Annotated in this window: 23 protein-coding genes; all 23 read right to left on the reverse strand. The window is 59.0% G+C overall.

All coding sequences use genetic code 11. From position 1 onward, the window contains the following. Nucleotides 1-4: 4 nt before the first annotated feature. Nucleotides 5-3,007, reverse strand: coding sequence for a host specificity factor TipJ family phage tail protein (locus tag AC3IUA_RS23125; protein ID WP_489357194.1), 3,003 nt, complete (start codon nucleotides 3,005-3,007; stop codon nucleotides 5-7). Beyond that, nucleotides 3,004-3,384 (reverse strand): nitrite transporter, encoded by a 381-nt coding sequence (locus tag AC3IUA_RS23130; protein WP_489357195.1) that lies wholly within the window; start codon nucleotides 3,382-3,384, stop codon nucleotides 3,004-3,006. Before AC3IUA_RS23130 ends, AC3IUA_RS23125 begins: the two co-directional genes overlap by 4 nt. Continuing rightward, nucleotides 3,381-3,860, reverse strand: coding sequence for a DUF1833 family protein (locus AC3IUA_RS23135; protein ID WP_489357196.1), 480 nt, complete (start codon nucleotides 3,858-3,860; stop codon nucleotides 3,381-3,383). Before AC3IUA_RS23135 ends, AC3IUA_RS23130 begins: the two co-directional genes overlap by 4 nt. Then, complete coding sequence (locus tag AC3IUA_RS23140) at nucleotides 3,857-6,331, reverse strand: phage tail tape measure C-terminal domain-containing protein (protein WP_489357197.1); 2,475 nt, start codon at nucleotides 6,329-6,331, stop codon at nucleotides 3,857-3,859. The genes AC3IUA_RS23135 and AC3IUA_RS23140 overlap by 4 nt, the downstream gene beginning before the upstream one ends. Before the next feature lie 57 nt (nucleotides 6,332-6,388). After that, on the reverse strand, nucleotides 6,389-6,580 hold the full coding sequence (locus tag AC3IUA_RS23145) for a hypothetical protein (protein ID WP_489357198.1): 192 nt from the start codon (nucleotides 6,578-6,580) through the stop codon (nucleotides 6,389-6,391). Between the two features lie 34 nt (nucleotides 6,581-6,614). Next, on the reverse strand, nucleotides 6,615-6,848 hold the full coding sequence (locus AC3IUA_RS23150) for a phage tail assembly protein T (RefSeq protein WP_489362439.1): 234 nt from the start codon (nucleotides 6,846-6,848) through the stop codon (nucleotides 6,615-6,617). Further along, entirely contained in the window at nucleotides 6,824-7,255 is a 432-nt protein-coding gene (locus AC3IUA_RS23155) for a phage tail assembly chaperone family protein, TAC (protein ID WP_489357199.1), read from the reverse strand. Before AC3IUA_RS23155 ends, AC3IUA_RS23150 begins: the two co-directional genes overlap by 25 nt. Before the next feature lie 8 nt (nucleotides 7,256-7,263). Beyond that, complete coding sequence (locus AC3IUA_RS23160; protein ID WP_489357200.1) at nucleotides 7,264-7,764, reverse strand: phage tail tube protein; 501 nt, start codon at nucleotides 7,762-7,764, stop codon at nucleotides 7,264-7,266. Between the two features lie 63 nt (nucleotides 7,765-7,827). Further along, entirely contained in the window at nucleotides 7,828-8,196 is a 369-nt protein-coding gene (gp17, locus tag AC3IUA_RS23165; protein ID WP_489357201.1) for a tail completion protein gp17, read from the reverse strand. Further along, entirely contained in the window at nucleotides 8,196-8,735 is a 540-nt protein-coding gene (locus tag AC3IUA_RS23170; protein WP_489362441.1) for an HK97-gp10 family putative phage morphogenesis protein, read from the reverse strand. The genes gp17 and AC3IUA_RS23170 overlap by 1 nt, the downstream gene beginning before the upstream one ends. Next, entirely contained in the window at nucleotides 8,728-9,060 is a 333-nt protein-coding gene (locus tag AC3IUA_RS23175) for a phage head closure protein (RefSeq protein WP_489357202.1), read from the reverse strand. Before AC3IUA_RS23175 ends, AC3IUA_RS23170 begins: the two co-directional genes overlap by 8 nt. Then, nucleotides 9,057-9,371, reverse strand: a complete 315-nt coding sequence (locus tag AC3IUA_RS23180; protein ID WP_489357203.1) for a head-tail connector protein — start codon at nucleotides 9,369-9,371, stop codon at nucleotides 9,057-9,059. Before AC3IUA_RS23180 ends, AC3IUA_RS23175 begins: the two co-directional genes overlap by 4 nt. 171 nt (nucleotides 9,372-9,542) lie before the next feature. Beyond that, the gene (locus AC3IUA_RS23185; protein ID WP_489357204.1) at nucleotides 9,543-10,694 is read right to left on the reverse strand and encodes a phage major capsid protein; all 1,152 of its coding nucleotides are present in this window, start codon (nucleotides 10,692-10,694) and stop codon (nucleotides 9,543-9,545) included. 16 nt (nucleotides 10,695-10,710) lie between these two features. Then, complete coding sequence (locus AC3IUA_RS23190) at nucleotides 10,711-11,352, reverse strand: HK97 family phage prohead protease (RefSeq protein WP_489357205.1); 642 nt, start codon at nucleotides 11,350-11,352, stop codon at nucleotides 10,711-10,713. After that, on the reverse strand, nucleotides 11,327-12,565 hold the full coding sequence (locus tag AC3IUA_RS23195; RefSeq protein ID WP_489357206.1) for a phage portal protein: 1,239 nt from the start codon (nucleotides 12,563-12,565) through the stop codon (nucleotides 11,327-11,329). Before AC3IUA_RS23195 ends, AC3IUA_RS23190 begins: the two co-directional genes overlap by 26 nt. Further along, nucleotides 12,565-14,265, reverse strand: coding sequence for a terminase large subunit (locus AC3IUA_RS23200; protein WP_489357207.1), 1,701 nt, complete (start codon nucleotides 14,263-14,265; stop codon nucleotides 12,565-12,567). Before AC3IUA_RS23200 ends, AC3IUA_RS23195 begins: the two co-directional genes overlap by 1 nt. Next, nucleotides 14,265-14,618 carry a hypothetical protein gene (locus AC3IUA_RS23205; RefSeq protein WP_489357208.1) on the reverse strand — a complete coding sequence of 118 codons (354 nt, stop codon included), beginning with the start codon at nucleotides 14,616-14,618 and terminating at the stop codon, nucleotides 14,265-14,267. The genes AC3IUA_RS23200 and AC3IUA_RS23205 overlap by 1 nt, the downstream gene beginning before the upstream one ends. A gap of 202 nt (nucleotides 14,619-14,820) precedes the next feature. Continuing rightward, on the reverse strand, nucleotides 14,821-15,201 hold the full coding sequence (locus tag AC3IUA_RS23210; protein ID WP_489357209.1) for an HNH endonuclease: 381 nt from the start codon (nucleotides 15,199-15,201) through the stop codon (nucleotides 14,821-14,823). Continuing rightward, entirely contained in the window at nucleotides 15,201-15,389 is a 189-nt protein-coding gene (locus AC3IUA_RS23215; protein ID WP_489357210.1) for a hypothetical protein, read from the reverse strand. Before AC3IUA_RS23215 ends, AC3IUA_RS23210 begins: the two co-directional genes overlap by 1 nt. Before the next feature lie 208 nt (nucleotides 15,390-15,597). Further along, complete coding sequence (locus AC3IUA_RS23220; RefSeq protein ID WP_489357211.1) at nucleotides 15,598-15,792, reverse strand: DUF7940 domain-containing protein; 195 nt, start codon at nucleotides 15,790-15,792, stop codon at nucleotides 15,598-15,600. 2 nt (nucleotides 15,793-15,794) lie between these two features. After that, complete coding sequence (locus AC3IUA_RS23225; RefSeq protein WP_489357212.1) at nucleotides 15,795-16,124, reverse strand: phage holin, lambda family; 330 nt, start codon at nucleotides 16,122-16,124, stop codon at nucleotides 15,795-15,797. A 326-nt stretch (nucleotides 16,125-16,450) separates the two neighbouring features. Beyond that, complete coding sequence (locus AC3IUA_RS23230; RefSeq protein ID WP_489357213.1) at nucleotides 16,451-17,014, reverse strand: hypothetical protein; 564 nt, start codon at nucleotides 17,012-17,014, stop codon at nucleotides 16,451-16,453. A gap of 9 nt (nucleotides 17,015-17,023) precedes the next feature. Next, on the reverse strand, nucleotides 17,024-17,347 hold the full coding sequence (locus tag AC3IUA_RS23235; protein WP_489362443.1) for a hypothetical protein: 324 nt from the start codon (nucleotides 17,345-17,347) through the stop codon (nucleotides 17,024-17,026). Between the last annotated feature and the right edge of the window lie 5 nt (nucleotides 17,348-17,352).

The raw sequence follows: 17,352 nt of genomic DNA on the forward strand, positions 1-17,352 counted from the left end.
GTCCTTAATTGGGGGCGAAGCCGTTGTCGTCGGCGTAGTAGTCGTCGCGATACTCGATCGCTGTGAAGCTGCATGTGCCATCGCTATCGGGGGCAATCTCGCTGAGCATTGCGCTGTAGCCAACTTGCGTCGAGGCTGCGAACAGCAGGCGCGCCGGCTCGATAGACAAGTCGGTGATCAGGTCAAAATCCAGCGCAGCGGCCGGGATGCTCATGGTGTATTCCGACAGCTTAGTGGGCGCGATCAGCGGCGTGGCCGTGCCATCGTGCCGGCGAATCAGGATGCGAGGATTTGCCACATTCCAATCCAGCGGCTCGGTCACCGTCAGAATGACCAGGCCTCCCACCTCTTCGGCATCGATGATCAGCGCTGATTGACTGGTGCCTGGTATGTCGTCGGCCAGCACGACGTGATCCAGACGCTCGTAGCACAGCGCTTCCAAGTCCGTGTTGCCCGAGTAGGCCCAGCGCTGGTAAAGGTGCTTGCGCAACTTGCGCATGCCGATAACCCAAGCGCGATCGCGGTCAAGCACACCGTCGAGGTCCAGTGTCTCGACTTTGAGGCCGAGGCTTCCTGGCATCCGGCACTGAACCGTTTCGATTGACCAGGTCTGCGGATCCATATACTTCACGTCCACACCATCGAAGTCATCTGGGCCCGGCGCCGTGAAGCTGGAATTTAGCTCGGTGCTCATCTCATGGTTGGTGATCGTGCCCCGGAACGGCTGAACGCCCTCGCGAATTGAGCTGATCAGGCCGTCGGTCAAAGTCAGATGGCTCATGCCGGCGGCGAAGATGGTCTGCAACACTTCACGCACCGTCGACTGCTCGGTGAAGTCGAAGTCGAATGTCTCACCGCGCGGCGTCCAATAGGTCGCCTCCAGTTCATTGAGCCGTGCCACATCGATTTCGCTGCGGTCAATGCCTAGGCTATCGAGCACATGAAGCGCCGCGTGGCTGATTGAGCGCCCGGCGCCGCCATCGTACAGGCGCTCGGCCACCATGCTGATGCGTCGGTCGGACTGCGCACCCAGTCTGTCGCCGGTGCGGATGTCCGCCGTAAAGATCATCACACCATCATAGGATGCCGGAGTCTCCAGTTTGGCGCGCAGCCCGTACCAGTAGACGGTGTCGCGAGTGTTTCCGCCAGATTGAGGCTTTGCTCGGCGCATACGCACTTGTGGTCGCATCTGGTACGGCAGGTTTAGCGAAAACGTGAAGCCGAGGGCGTCCTCTGTGCTCTCGGTTATGGTTCGCAAAATGCTTGTCCATCCTCCGCCCAGCGCGGCGTCCCGCCACTCGATATAGATGTTGACCGTTTTCGCGCGGCGATGGCCGTTGCTTTTGTACTTGGCCAGACCCGAAGGAATGTAAATGTCGTACTCAAGCGTGCCGGTCAGTTCCTGCTCGGGCGTTGCCATGAACGGCCCAAGCCAATTAAGCGAGCCGGTATCGTCAGAGCTCAGTGCGAAATCCAGAAGCGTACGAGCTGTAAAGCCTGCCCAGCCAGAGTCAACCACCCCGGTATCAGTCAGGCGAAGCGCCGTCATAGTCAGCGCGTTCAGGCTGGTGATCTGATAGCGGTGGTCTCGATAGCCGATTGATAATCGCTGCGCCCCATCATCCAGCCCAGCAAATGGCTCCCCACTTTCGTACTGCAGGGTGATGTAAGCGGCCTGCTCCGGAACACCACCAGCAGAGGCAGACCCCACCGAATAGGCAGGGCCTACGCCGAACAGCGCAACCGGGGCGTTCGACTGCGACAGCACCCCGCCCTTATATGGACTGGTCGGCTCCGCGATGAGCAGTCGCCCAGAGTTGTCCTGTGCGCTGAGGCCAATACCGGCCAGCTGCGAAGTGATCGCAGACACCACTCCGCTCATGTTCACGTAGTTGGAAGCCAGCGAGATGGTGCGGTTATCACCCTGATAGCTGAGGGTCCAGACAATCGGCGCTGTGCTGAAGTCGTAAGTGGTCGGAGATGCTGCGGCCTGGACCGACGAGGGGCTACCACCCGATCCAGCCACTGGCGGGACGTACGGGGAATAGCTGGCAACCGTGAGGTCGTAGTCCGCATCGGTGGACAGCGTGACCTTCATCCCAACAAAGGGCGCCAGATCATCCAGCGGCCCAGCAATCTGATCGTAGGCACCGACACTGGACACCACAAAGGTGTTAGGCGTCTTCAGCGTCACGGTGACACCAACGGCCCATGTCTCTGGAAACTCAGGGGCGTCACCAGCCAGGCTCACACTCAGACCGCCCAACACCAGCGCATCCGCGCTTACCGCCGAACCGCCTGACGCCGTTGAAGCAGTGTCCAAGCCAGAAGTCCCGGCATCGGTACCGCCCACCTCACCGACCGAATACCAGTTCTCGGCACGGCGATCCCCCGACAGATCGGTGCCGGGTGGATAAAACGCGTAGGACACGTCCGAGCCGAAGGCGGCCAGCGGTGTATCTCCGATCTTGATACTGCTGGCCAGGATCGAATTCTGGCCCGCGCCCACGCACAGACAAAGACTGGTATGCATCTCGCGCTTGTTGACGAAGCGCGACACCGGCTGCACCACATAATCTGGATAGACCTTGCTGCGACCGAGGATTTCTCGCACCGGCTCATTCACCTTGGCCCGGTTGGCCTTGGCCGGATTGGCGTCGATCGACTCGCCCTGCCCGGGCTGCGAGGTGTTCGGCGTCGACATGGTCAGGACCAGCACCAGCGCCACTGCCGCAATAGCCACCGCAGCCCAGGCAGCAATCGCGACGGCTCCAGCCCCGCGCGCCTCCGGATAAATACGCAAGTCAGTTTCGGGCAATACTAAAAAACTGCCCCACTGATTCACGGGCAGCGTCACCCCATCCACTTCGACGCAGATCGGGTGTTCGCGGGCCAGGTCGAATTCGGGCGCCTGGCTTTTCATCCAATCGACGAACTGAATCGGATCGCGGATGACATGACTTTCCAGCGGCTCGCCTTCCAAACGACTTGGGTAGATGCGGATCATCGGTAGTACTCCACGCGGACGAACCGGCGCTCGAAACGACGAACAGGGGTAAAGCTGACGTTGCGGCGCAGGTTGATTTCCAGCACCTCAAGCGCACCATTGACCTCAACGACGATGCCGACGTGATCCTGCACACTCCCTCGATAGGCGGCGGCAACAGCGCCATGCCCCGGCTCGCAGGGGGTTACCGAGTTCTGGATCATGTCATCGCAGGCCCGCACAAAGCCGCCATCCGCCTTGCGCATCTCGGCCCACTCCGGCCAATCCGGCAGGCCTAAGTCCCGCCGCACCTCCAGCACTAGCCCATAACAGTCAACCTGCGGCCACAGTCGACCGCCCTCGACGTACTGGCCGAGGGTGTATTTTTCTAGGTTCATAGGTAGCGAAGCCCTGGGAATTTGTTCAGGTTGTAGGTGTTGCGTGGCCAGCCGGTATCGAGGAGATCGAAATACCCCGCCGTGATCGACGCCTGGGTAGCGGTGACCGTCCCGGACTTGATCTTGAAACGGTTCGGGGCATGAGCCGGGGCACCAAGATCATCGGAGGTGTACACCCGATAGACCAACTGCATGCTTCGCCCAGCGGCCAAGGCTGAACGGATAAAGGCAGATGCCACGCCGTCGATGTTGCTCAGGGCGAAATTCAGATCCTGCGTGCCGTCGTCATTGCGCGCTGGGATGGCCAGGTCCATGCCGCACGGCGTACAGCTGACGATTGCGCCGTTCTCCAGCATCACAACCAGAGTGTCCCAGCCCCTGGTCAGGTAGTACGTCGTGATCCCATCGGTGATCTGCAGCACTTCATGGATGATTTCAGGGCCAGCACTGGCATACAGCCTTTTCAGGATGCTCATCGCGCCGCCCTCCTCAACCCATAACCACTGGTGAGCGCTCGCGTGACTTCTCCATTACCCTGCGCCAGATCCCGGGCGATTTCGCGCTTGGCCTGCTTGATGATTATCTTCATCTGGTCGCCGTCCCTCTGTGTTTCCACCTGGGCGCCGGCGTAGTTGTGGACAGCGACGTCCATGTTCCCGCCACTACCTTCCCGCGAGAATCGATCAAGCGTCCGGTCGAGCTTTGCGCTCGTCTCGGCGGTGGTTACGCGCTCGCCTTTCTTCAGGTTCCAGGTGCCGTCAGCCGGCACGGAATCGATACCGTCATGCGCCTGGCCATCAAGGGATGCGCCTACTGCGGTCATCAGCACGCCTGCCGCCGCCGTTGCTGCGATAGCCGCTCCGGGCGCGACTGCCGGGCCAACAAACGGAATACCGATCATCGCGGTGAATGCACTGAGGCCGGCCATGGCCACCTGCGCAGCCGCATAGGAAAGCAGTGCGTGGCCTACGGACTGTATGAAGCTCGCGGCCAAACCCTGGGCATCCAACTTCCCGGTCTCGGCCCATTCGGTCATGGCATCCGTGAGGCTGGAGAACGTATCAGCGCCCACTGCTTTCATGTTTCCGTAAAGGTCCATGCTGGCCGAAGCCTGGGTAGCAAATCCGCTGATGAAGCCGGCAGTGCCGTTCTGCTGAAGCTTGTCGAGCCTCTGGTAGTACTTCTCTTGCATTTCCTTCCGGGCTTTCAGCGCCTCTTCCAACGCAGCAGTCTCTTTCTCATAAACCGAGTCAGAAATGTCTTTGTCTTCGTGACGCGCCCGCAAATCCTCGAGCTGATCCTGATAGTCCTGCTCGATACCGAGCATTTCTAATGCACGCTGCTTTACCGTGTCGGTGTCGTAAGCGTTGAGGAATGGCGTGTCCAGGGCGCGCTGATCAATTGTGAGCTGATGGTCTACGCTGCCCTGAAACTCCCGAACAGTCTTGTCGTCTTCATTTGCCTGCTTCAGCAATTTTCGCTTGTCCAGCTCTTCAGCAAGCCCCTTCAGGCGTTCTTTCTGCTGATCGTTCAGTCCTGCCAATTTCCCTGACTCGAACTCAAACTGGATCTGGGCCGCCTCAGTGGCGTCCTTTCGAGCGTCTGTCGAAGTGTTGATCAGGTCTATTTGACGCTTGAGATCAGTCTCTGTGGATTCAAACGAGTCTTGGATCTTCTTCGCCGCCGAGACCGCTGCACTGGCGGCTTTTTTCGCCGCCTCCTCACGCGCCTTGATTGCTGCAGGGTCGACGCCGGTCCCTGCACCACCTGCGGTGCTGTCAATCAGCTTAATTTCCGCAGCGGCACTCTTCGCGGCAGCTACGTACGCCTCGAAGCGATCGCCAGCCAGTGGCGCGGTCATGTTTTCGTTGATGGCTGCTGCGGCCTGCGCAGCAATCCCGAACTGCAACTGCGCTTCGTTGGCCATGTACCGCGCGTTGGCTTCGAACTCGCGCGCAGTGTCGCCAAAGGTCAGCTTTGACAGTAACTTTTGACCCTGTGCGTCCAGATTCTGGATGTGGCCAACAGCGGTGGAAAACATACCGACAAGGGTGTTCGCGATGATGTCGAACACCCGAACCACACCGTCGCCCGCGTTGACGATGAATGCGGTAGATTTGACGATAATGTCAGCTGTTTGCTTGACGATGTCGCCAAGACCGCCTGCCTTTTCAGTCGCGTCGTTCGTATCTTTCGCGAATTGCAAAAGCACGGGCAGAAATTCATTGGCCATGCCGTTTTTGGCGCCAATCAATGACTGCTGTAGCGTCGTAAGCTCGGCGGAAAACTCTTTGGATACGGCAATAGTGCTAAGGCTCAAAATCGAACCGGCAGCTTCAGCAGCGTCGCCGAGTTGCGTAAAGGCCGCACCGCCGTTTTTCAGCAGTGGCAGAAGCGCTGTAGAGTCGCCAGCAATAGCCTCAAGGTAAAAAGTCATCTCCTTCTGACTTGCGTTAGCCTTTTCCAAGCTGCTTACGTACAGCTGCAACGCATCTGCAGCGTTTAGCTTTTTAAAGTTTTCGGCCGTGAGCCCGACTTTCGGGGCAATATTGGTAAAGAAGTCGGCAAGCGGACCTGCGCCAGTGTTCAGGAAGTCGCCAAACTTATCATTCACATCTTTAAAGATGTCCGATAGTTTTTCCTGGTTGATACCTACAGTCGCGGCGCCGGCCGCATAACGTTGAAATGCAGTCGTGCCAAGACCGGCTATAGCCGATAGGTTGCTAATTTCTTTCGCTGAACTGACGGTCGTCGCGACAAAAGCCGTCAGCGTTGCAGGAATACTACCAATCGCTACCCCAACACCTTTTGCAAGGTTGTCGAACGATTGAGTCATCTCAGCGCTGCGCTTCTTAGCGGCCTGACTGGCTTTGTCGAGCGGCCCTGTAAATGCACCAATTTTGGCAATCAGATCAAGAGTTAGCGTGCCCAGTGATTTCGAGGCCATTAATATTCTCCGGGCGAAAAAAAACCCGCCGAAGCGGGCCTTTAAACCTGATGCCAGTTAACCGTGATTCCACCAGGCGGAAAATCTGGCAGATAGATAAATAACCAAACCAGCGAAAATCATCGCTATGCCCGGCAGCGGATTTTCCGAACCAATCAATGCGACAACGCCGATGCAGCAGAGCAAACCACCAATCAACATACGTCCCTTGTAGCGTTTTGCTGTTTGCTCCGTTACTACTGGCTTCATGGTTCCATCCTCAAAAAACCAGACTCTATCAGCGTCATGCCCACGATTCCATCGCCTGCTCAAGACTGATAGCCTTTTCAGAATCGTGCTGCATGAAGTCATAAATCCTGTACCCGCCTTCCTTGGAGTGGGAATTGGCATAGAGAGTGGCGAGCAAGGCAGCGCCCCGCTCGACCCGCATGCCGACATTCAGCGACCCACGAAGAACTCGGTACTTAGCCCAAGACCTGAACTCATTCAGGCTCAGATTTTCCCTCGCTTCCGCGATTGTTTTTCCGCCGACGCCGGAGAGGACGAGTTCATGCCAGAGCTCGTCGACGTCAGAGAGCTCATCGTCTTTCCCATGTTGTTGACCTCGGCAATGACCATCATCAGAGCGACGGTGAGGTTTCCGTCCAAGGCGCCCCGCTCCGGATCAGCGTCGCCGGTGATGTCTGCCACGGTGAAGACCGGGCGACCTTCTTCATTGCAGATGCTGGCGGCGATCCGGCCGGCGTAGGTTTCAACCCGCCCAGTCGCTGAGAGCACGTCGTTGACGGCAGTTTGGTAGCCCAGCGGTCGTACAAACACGGTCGCGACAATCTGCTTGCCATCTTGCAACCACTTGATTTCCCGCTCCACCGGACGCCCCGTGAAGGCACCAACACTGGTAAGGGTTTCTAAGTTGAGTTTCATAGTTCCCCTTAAACGCCGGTGGTTTTACGGATCCAGGCGGAGCCGCCCGAACGCTGGATTGTGGCCGCCGTGGTGACGACGGCATTGGCTGCGAAGTCGAACGGGAAGTCCGAAACGTAGCCCTCGAAGATGAACCAGGTGCGCGTGGCTGGCAGCTCGAAGTCGTCGCCCTCGGTGTTGAGGGTCGGAACAATGTCTTTGCCGTCAGACCAGCCAACAGCCCAAGACACGGTCTCGATGCTGTCGTCTTCCGAGAGTTGATGTAGGCGAACATGGGAAGCATTGCGTGGATCAGCGTTAAGAGCCAAAGATGCTTGACCCGGAGTACGCAAGCCGCGCATGTAACGCCGCACCTTGTCGCTGAGGCAGGTAACCTCGATCTGATCCGCTGGGTTGCCGCCCGGGCTGAAAGCAGTAGCACATTCGATCTCGATGATTTCGAGAATTGCAGGGTTTGCAACGGAGGGCACCAGTGCATATACCTGGGTACCCTGGGTAAGAATCGACATGGCGTTCTCCAAATGTCGGGCATAAAAAAACCCGCACTTGGCGGGCTTGGGATTAGGGTTTTGCTATCTGGGTACAAGCCAGTCGATGTCGAAGCTCGAACGGTAGAGATTTGTTGCGGTGTCTTTGTTCTCGCCACCCCAGCGGACAACATTGGCGCTCAGTTCAATGGCATACGCGATCGCGTCGGTTACCGCTCCGGCGGAGGTGGCCGTGACGGCGTACACGTCAACCTGCAACGTGAAGCCATCAATGTCTGGGCGGCCGGCAAGGTAGTTCTCTGGGCTCCCGGTGACCAACTGCCATACGGCATACGGCCTGACCACACCTTCCGGCGCCTCGCCGAATGGGTAGAGCCTGTGGGGTGTTACCCCGAGCAGCGTGCGAACGCCGGCGTCAGCAGCGCACACGGCGAAGATTGGTGCTGCTGGCATCAGACACTCCCTGCAGCCTTGGCCGCGCGCTTGATCGCACGATCAATGGCTTTCTCGTACTCGGTTAAAAACACGTTGGTGGCTTCGCTGATGCTCTCCGACATTGCTGGCCGCATGAACGGGCGTGCGGCAACTTTCGAAGTACCGAATTCCACAAATCGCCAATACCAGGTATCTCCGCCTGGATTCTCTTTGCTGCCCAGCGTCTTGTAGGTCTTCCCGGCCTTGCCGGAGCGAACGTTGTCGTGGGTGTTCGCGTATTGCCGAGCACCGCCGAGCACGCCGACCCGAAAACCAAGATCACCAGACTTCTTGAAGATCCGACCATTCCATCGGAGGGTGATGTTTTTGCTAATATCCTCGGGTGTGGCAGCGTCGTTAACTCGAGCCGCCCCATCCTGAACCTTCTGCAAAATCACCGCTGCCGCCTTCCTCAGCGCGGCACGTCCTCCCTTTCGCTTCATGTCATAGTTGATGGCCTCAAGCTTGCCCACCAGCGAATCAATTCCCGCAAGACCGAATTCGACGCTATTAGCCATCATTCACCCCCTCGCTCACTGGAAGCGTCAAATACTCCAATCCGCTCTTGGAGTCAGCCAGTACACCTTGGATGTCGTACACCTTGCCGCGAAACAGGGCGCGCATGGTGGCTTCGATACCGGCTCGGTAGCGGATCACGATGCGAGCAACTACCTCGGACTGTCCGGCCTGGGCAGCGACAAAGTCGCGAGCAGACAGCGGCTCGACCGACGCCCAGACCGTCGCCACATCCGCCCAGCCCGACAGCATTTCGCCGGACTCGGGATCCTGGGTCAGGCCGAGGCGCTGGATGATCACCTTGTGCCGAAGCTTGCCGGATCTCATATGCCAAGCCCTGCGCGATGAAAGTGCAGCAAGCGTTCGACGGCCCCAATTCGAGCCACGCTGGCTCCCACCACGGTATCTTCGCGATTCTCGTACAGATCGGCGATGGTCAGCAGCAATGCCGCCTTCACCGAGAACGGCACGGCCACATCAGCGCCTTGGTCGTCCTGCCACGGCAGCGACCTACCGAGATACTGGACGGCATAGTCTTCAGCGGCACTACTCAGCAGCGTTAGGTGCGCGTCCTGGCTTGCGTCTTCCCGATCGAGGCGTAGGTGCTCCTTGATCTCGTCCAGCGTCAACACTGCCATTAGGCACCTCGATCAGTTCAACGAATCGCAGGACTCCAGAGAGCTGCGCTTCGGTTGCTTCGAATTCTTGACCCTTCGCTACCCGACCCAGCTGGTCGTGCAGGAATGCCTTGATTGCTCTTGCCTTCATGCTCACCTCGAAGGAGGCCGGGCGAACCCGGCTCCACTCAATTACGCCGCGGTGATGGCGCCGTACATGATGGCCGCCGGGCGATCTACGGCCAGACCGAGACGCTCTTCGGCGCGGATGGTCACCAAGTTTTTGGTGAAGTCATCAGCAACGAACCCCATCTCTACCACTGCGCCCTGGCGCTGGTAGATGGTGGCTGCGCCGCGCAGGGAACCGACAAGGAAGCTGCCGGCTGGCATGTTGGCCGACAGAACGATCTGTACGCCGAACGGGCTCATGTTGCCCGCAGTGCCTGGAGCACCGAACAGGTACGCGCCGGTACCAGCGCCTTCACGCAGGATCTCCAGTGCCGCCCAGTCGGCCGGGTTCACGACCGCAGTGTCCACAACCTCGCCAACAGCCCAGCGGTTGTACTTGGCTTTGTTGATGGACTCGGCCAGGTTCGCGCCGCTGGTGGCGGTGAACGCGGTGAAGTTGCCGGCATCGGTCAGGCCCGACAGGTTCGGGCTGGTGCCATTACCGAGCAGCAGTTGCTTGTCGATGCGCTGAGCCAGACCATCACGCAGACGGGTGTCGATGTACGCGGCAACGGCCGGGGCATCAGCGAGCAGCTGGTTGCTGACCTTGATCCAGTGAGCCACGGTTTCGATCACCACGTTGTACGGGGCGAAAGTAATGTCCGACTCAGGCTTGGCGGCAGCCTGCGCAACCTCGGCCGCGTCGTTGGTCCACGCCAGTTCGCGCAGCGAGTTGACCGCGTTACTGGTGACGGCGATGGTTGGGATCAACTGACGCAGGGTCAGCGGGGCAAAGCTGCCGGCGATGATGCCGATGCGCTGATCGGCGAACGTGGTGGTGCCGTCAGCCACGACAGTGTTCTTCACCTCGAAGCGGACCTTCTCACGCTGACGATCGACCAGCGACTTGAAGTCATCGGACTTGATGAACTCCTGACCTGCCGACAATGCGGAGCCGGCGACAGATGGGGCGGCCTGCTTCTGTGCGAGGTCAGCCAATTCGTTCTGCAGGCCCTTGAAGCTTTCGGACAGCTTCTCGATTTCGCTAGTCAGATCGGTGCGGACCTGGCCGGTGGACTTGGCCAACTCAGCGTTATATTCGCCCATCTTGACCTGCATCTGGTCCTGGACTGCCTTCAGGCCAGTCTCAATGGTTTTCTTGAGTTCTTCGCTCATGGGTAAAGCCTCTAAATTACGGGAGTTTGAATTGCTGGAAGAGTCCCGCAATCTCTGCGGTTTTCTGTTCTGGCTCACGCTCGCCGTGAACCAAGGACTTGATGCGCGATACCAGCGCAGTTGCATCAGCCCGACTGAATCCGCCAGCATCACGCAGGCAGGCTTCAACTTCTTTCAGGGACTCGGCCTGGTCGATGGCGCACTTCACATCGCCGATCTGAGCATTAAGGTCTGCCGGGGTCTCGACGATTGAGATTTCCACCAGCTCGATCTCTTTGAGTTCGCGCCTTCCATCGCCCAGCTCCCGGGTCTGGATTGGGCGATAGCCGATAGAAAGGCCGGAGATAGCGCCGTGCTTCATCGAGGCGTACACGTCACCAGCCACGCTGTGGCCAGGGGTAAGCTCGCCCTCGACGTACAGGCCCTGCTCGGTTTCTTCCATCTTGAGCCACTTGCCAATGATTGGGCCGTAGTGGTTCCAGCGCAGCGCCACAGGTCGATCACGCTTCTTGATCGTCTTCTTGTATGCGCCCGGCAGGATGGTGTCGCCGTAACTGTCTATGCCTCCGAACATGGACGCGAACCCGGAGAAGGTGCCGGGTTTATCGTCCTCGAATTTGAACTCTATCGAGTCAAAGCTCAGGCTCTTGCGTTCCACTCGGAACCTCCGTGACCGGCTTCTGCCCGGCGTTTTGAATTGGGATCATTGCGCCCTGGATCAGCAATTGGTCGCCTCCGGGCAACGCCTGGCGCCCTTCGCTGATACGGGCTTCGTTAGGCGTGAGCTGGCCGGTGTTGATCGCCTCACGGTTGGCCTGATAGCGGCCCATGGTGTCGGCGCGCAGCAAGCTGTCGAAATTGAATTCAGCCTCGAAGCGTTGCGCCTCGTCCTCGGTCATCAGCCAGCGAAGAATCGATTCCTCGATCTTCTCCAGGTAGGGCCGCAGGTTCAGCTTGTAGAACGCCGACAGGATCTCGTAGACGTTGGAGCCGAGAGACGACTGACCAAATGTCTGGTTGAGCAGGATCGATGGCACACCGAAAAAGCGGCCGATGTCCTCGATCTGGAACCGACGCGACTCCAGCAGCTCGACATCCTTGGGCAGCATGCTGACTTGCTGGTACTGCATACCGGCCTCAAGGACAAATAGACGGTCCTCGTTGCCCTCTTCCAGCTCGGAGAAGCTGGCGCGAACCTGGGCGCGCTGCTCTTTGGTCAGGGTCTTATCGATGGTCAGCACGCCGGATGGTTTGGCGCCGTTACTGAAAATCTTGGTCACGCGGTTGTCGGCAGCAATGGCGATGCCAATGCTGTTGCGGGCGTAGGCCATCGGCGACAGGCCAATGATCCCATTACCGAACAGCTTGATATGCCACATGCTCAACTCGCCGTAGACCTTGACATTCATGCCATCGGTGTACGCATGAGCCACACTGCCATCGGCCAGCAAGGTCGTTTCGACTTGGCTGGATGACAGCGGCAGCAGGCCAATAATGCGATCCCCTGAGCGCTGAATGATGGCGTAGGCGTTGCCGCTGATCGCCAGATTGAGCGCCATGCTTTCCCAGAATTCCACGCGCGTTTGATAGCGGTTCGGTCGACGAGTCAGCACGCGGTGTAAAGAGTGGTCGGTGGCGATCTTCCGCCCGCCAGCGCCTACCTGGTACAAGTTGAATGGCAGGCTGCCAATGGTCTCGGCAATGATCCGGGTCGCGCCGAACACCGCGCTGATCTGCATGGCGCTATCGAAGTTGACGATGGCAGCAGACGCCGACGAATGCCCGAGCGGTACGGACGACTGAAGCCCGGCGTTGCGAGTTGGGCCGCCAGGCGAACCGAACCAGCCGCGCAGGGTTTGGAATAGGGCCATCAGAGAACCACCGGGTCAGATAGGAAGGAATCGATGTCAGGGCCGTACTCGCCAGCGATGGCGCGGCTCAGCGACATAATCAGTGCCACAATCCCGTCGATCTTGTTTTCGGGACGCTCTTTGTTCGGGTAGATGTTGTCCTTCACGTCCAGCTTGGCCAGGACGTTGCTCGCCATCCACGTCAGGACCGGACAGTCACCGTGGGCCAGCAGGCGGCGCAGGACCAGCGCCTCCAGTTCTTTCATCGGCTCGCTGATGTTCTGCACGGTCTGGCGGATCTCCACCATCGGCAAACCCTCGGCCACCATTTCCTGTGCAAGCTGCGTGGCCTGCCAGGGGTCATAGGCGACGGCCTCAATGTCAAAGCGCCCGGCGAATTCACGCAGGTCATCCTTGATCACTTCGAAGTCGATCACTTCGCCATCGGTCAGAGTCAGCAGACCGAGTGCGTCGAACTCGCGGTAGCGGCTGGTGTTGCTATCCAGTTCCTCGATCACCCTGGCTTCGGGCAAGTAGTACCGCCCATGGACATGCCAGAACGGATCACCCTCGGCCGGAGGAAACAGCAGGATGTTGCCCGCGATGTCGATCTTGCTGGCCAAGTCGAGGCCGATAATGCAGCGACGGCCTTCCAGTTCTTGCAGGCTCTTACGGGCCGGGGCTTCCTTCCAGCGCAGCATGTTCAGCCAGGCATTCTTGGCGCCGACCCATTCATTGAGGTGCTTGGTACGGAACGTCGCCTGCTTGCTGGCTGACTGCATGGCGTCACGTTGGCGAGCCAGCAGGAAGTCACCGTTGATGGAAATGCCATGGTTCGGATTGGCCTTGATCAGCGCCGCTTCCGAGGTCCAGTCATCGCCAGGGTCGATCGTATAAAGCATCGCCCAAAGGTCTGGCCGTTCGATTACGCCTTCCAGCATCCGCTCGGAGTCGCGCACCAGCTGGTGGCAAGGGCCGCCGATGCTGGAGCCGGCGGTGGTGATAACCAAAATCACCGGCTGCTCCCGTGCGCCCATGCCGGTCTCCATGGTGTCGAACAGGGTTGAATCCTGGTGTTCGTGATACTCATCGACGATGGCGCAGGATGGGCTTGAACCGTCACCCGGCTTGCCAATCACTGGCTCGAAGCGGCTGCCATCTTCCAGGCGGCACATGTTCGAGGCATTCACCTCAACGCCGTAGTGGTCGCGCAGCTCAGGAGTGCGCTCGATCATCAGCTTCGCCGGACGGAAAACTTCCCAGGCTTGCTTCTCGGTGGTAGCACCGCTGTAGACCTCGGCACCGAACTCACCGTCAGCGGTGAACATGTAGGCCCCGATACCGCCACCGATGATCGACTTGCCGTTCTTGCGCGGCACGAATATCAGAATGGTTCGGTAACGCCGGGTGCCGTCCTTCTTGCGCAGCCAGCCGAACGGGATGCAGACCGAGAACAGTTGCCAGCCTTCCAGCTTGATCAGTTCGCGCTTGCTGGCCCATTTGCCCTTGGTGTGAGGCAATAGCTGCAGGAACTTGCCGACCTTCTCGGCCTTGGCCGGGTCGAACTTGTACGGATAGTCGGCAGCCTTCGAGGCTTTCAGGTCATCGAGGTGGCGCTTGCAGGCGAGCTTGATCCACTTACAGCACGGGATCTTCCCGGATACCACCCGCCGAGCGTATGCCTCAGCTGCCTTGACCAGCGGATATTTGGGAGCGGCCATTACAGATCAGCAAAAGGGTTTCCCTTCGGCGCCTCTTTCTTGCCGCCGACTTTTGCACGGTCAGCCGGTGTCATGCCGAACTTGCCGAGCAGCGCTTCGAGGCGCACCAGCTTTGCGGCAGTGAATTCAATGGGGTCTTTGCGGAACTGCGCCAGCAGATTGGCGGCAATCTCTAAGCTGATACGGTCGGAGTTGGTCAGCACATCGAGCGGCGCGCTGCCGGCGATCTCATTCCAGGCGTGGAGTACTGCGCCATTGATATGGTCGGGCGCAGCATCCAGTGGACCAGACACTTCAGCGTCTTCGCGCTTGCGTTCTGGGTGTTTTTTGAACGACCCGCGAGCGTCGAGCACGTTGGTCGGCGTCCTCGGTCGGGCCATTTTTCAAAACCTGTATTTTGGAGAAACGTAAGAAGACTTTTGGGCGCGGTCTAGAAGTAAAAAGCTCCGAACTTTTTACCCTCCCCCTCCCCACCGTGCTCAATTTTTTTTGCGAGTACTTTTCACGTGTTTTTTTTAGTAGCGCTACTAAAACGCACCAAGTCGGTGCGACAGTTCATCGAACCGCGTTGCCCCATCCGCCGTCCTCGGCAGCGGTCTTGCGGCTGTGACACGGATGACACAGGCCTTGCCAGTTGGATCGGACCCAGAAGGCGTCCTTGTCACCCTTGTGCGGGATGATGTGGTCGAGGTCAGTGGCTGCGGCGATCCGGCCTTCCCGCTCACACTCAGCGCAGAGCGGGTGCTTGGCGAGGTAGCCCTTACGTGCCTGCTGCCACTTGTAGCTGTAGCCTCGCTGGGTGCTGCTCTCGCGCCTATCGTCGTGCTCTCTGGCGACTACCTTGGTCAGATGCTCATGCTTGGGGCAGTACCTGACGCCACGTACCAGAGCGCCGCATGCGGGAGCGCCGCAAGGCTTCATGGGCTTGAGTGCCATCAGATCACCTTGCTTCCATCCATGTACGTGCGAGGCTCGAAATCTGGATCCTCAGGTTCATCCTCGCCCAGCGCTGCGATCAACTGGGTCTGCTGGGCCGCTATCCGCTCGAGGATCGCTGTCTGCTTGATCTGTTCGGCCAGCACCTGGCTTAGCAGGCCAGCCAAGGAGCTCTGCTGCTCGCTCATATGCAATCACCTTCCACTTGTTGAGTCGTTCGCGCCGGGCGGCACACCCACTGCATGCCATCACCAGCCTCCTGACATCACTCGACTGTACATAGCGGCCAGATCGACCGGGCCCAGGCCAACGCCTCAGCGTGATCGAGCGCTTGATCCAGCGCTAGCATCGGGAACGGGGCGTAGCCCGGGGTTGAGACTGACCAGTTCTTCTTGGTCACTTACCCAGCTTCGGCTGCAGCACGACCCGGGCAATCATCACCAGAACGCCCAGCACGCCATACGCCAAAGGAGGCAGCACGGCCTGGAGCGACGGCATCAGCTGCTCAGCGATACCCAGCGCAGCGATAGCGCCGCCAGCCTGAACGCTGGTCATGCTCAACGCTTGTTTCCAGTTGTCGATCAGCTTCATGGTCACTCCTGTCGCTTGGGGAATTTGATGTCAGTGAATCGGTCAGCCAGGGAAGCGACCTTCTTCACGCCCAGAGTGCCAATGCAGGCGCCGACGGCAGCCGCGAGACTTGAGGGAAGGCTGAAGTACTCCAGTAGCGGGAACGCCCCGGCTGTGATCGCGCCACACAGGCAAGACTCAAGGAGCGCCTGTCGCCGCCCGCCGCCGCCATAGATAACCCGCAAGAAAGCGATCCAGCACGACAGCGCTGCGGCATAGAACATTGGGGCGTTCTGGCTGAGCCAGGCCATCGCGATGAGCCAGGTATCTGGTTTGTCTGGCATATGTTTCATCCGCTGTCCTCCCTTGCGGGGAGCGTAATAGGTTCGGCCCCAGCAGCACTCCCAGCTCGGAGCAATGGGTGTGGTGGAGCCGAAAATGAAAAAGCCCCGCACAGATGGCGAGGCTTGATATGGGTGCAGATGGCCGGTGCTGGTCTCCGGCTGCTTTCATTCCCCGGTCCCGGGCTTACGAGCGGCCTTCGGTTGTAGCGCTTCAGCCTGCGCATTCATCTGCATAAAGCAAAAAGCCCAGCAAGGGGCTGGGCTTTGTGTGTCGTCTCTCATAACGCGCAAGATCGACATGATGGGGCTAATTTACGATCAAAGCGCCACTACGGTCAAGCGGCATCTATGAAGATTTCTTCCCTATCGAATATTTCGGTCGCGTGCACCACTGCCTGCTCCTCGAGGCGCTCAAGACACCGCGCGACACCCGTCTTCCAGCGGCGGCGCGTCGACTCCGGCTTACCCTCAAGGTCCCAGGTGTTCATGTCGTAGAACTCGGCCGGCAGCACGATCATATCAGTGGATCGTTTGCCCGACTGTTCACCGCGAAGCTTTGGGATTGCCCAGGCCGTGACCGCCTTATAGATGAAGAGCTGCGGGGCCGGCGAACTGATGCGGCTGATTAGGCGACCGATTGCAGCCACCTTGTTGGCCTTGTGGGTCGAGTATTTGGCGATCAACACATCCCACTGGGCCGGGGCCAGTTCGTGGTGCAGCAGCGCATGGAGGCAGCAGTCATAGTCGAACTTGTCGCGAACCGAGATGGAGCTGCCCGTGCCACCCTGGCGCAGATCGGCATCAATCAGCTTCTGCCAGCTCTGCTTGGTGCTGTTGTCGATGTTGTCGGCGGCCAATACCCGAACCAGTGTGCCCATCACGTCTTTATAGATGCCCATGGTTTTCCCTTAATCCCCGGTGTAGTTGGTGCCGCCGGCGCCGCGGCGGTTGTTCTTTTCGTATTGCTGCTGAGCCCCTGACGGCTGATTTACCAGATGACCAAAGGCAATGATGCGCTGCTGATAGATGTTCAGCATGAGCCCGAGATGGGTAACCAGCACCTCGACCGGTAGCGCCTCCCCCGTCTCCGCCGAAACCCAACCGGAGGCGTGACACTCAGTGCAAGGCAGCTCATGAAATATGCCTTTGACGACCGCCTTGCCCTTGCATGCTGCGCACCATTTCAACGGCATCGGCGAAGCATTGAAGGCGGGTCCATGCTGCTTTTTCATCATTT

The sequence above is a fragment of the Pseudomonas sp. KH_050 genome (assembly GCF_057838875.1).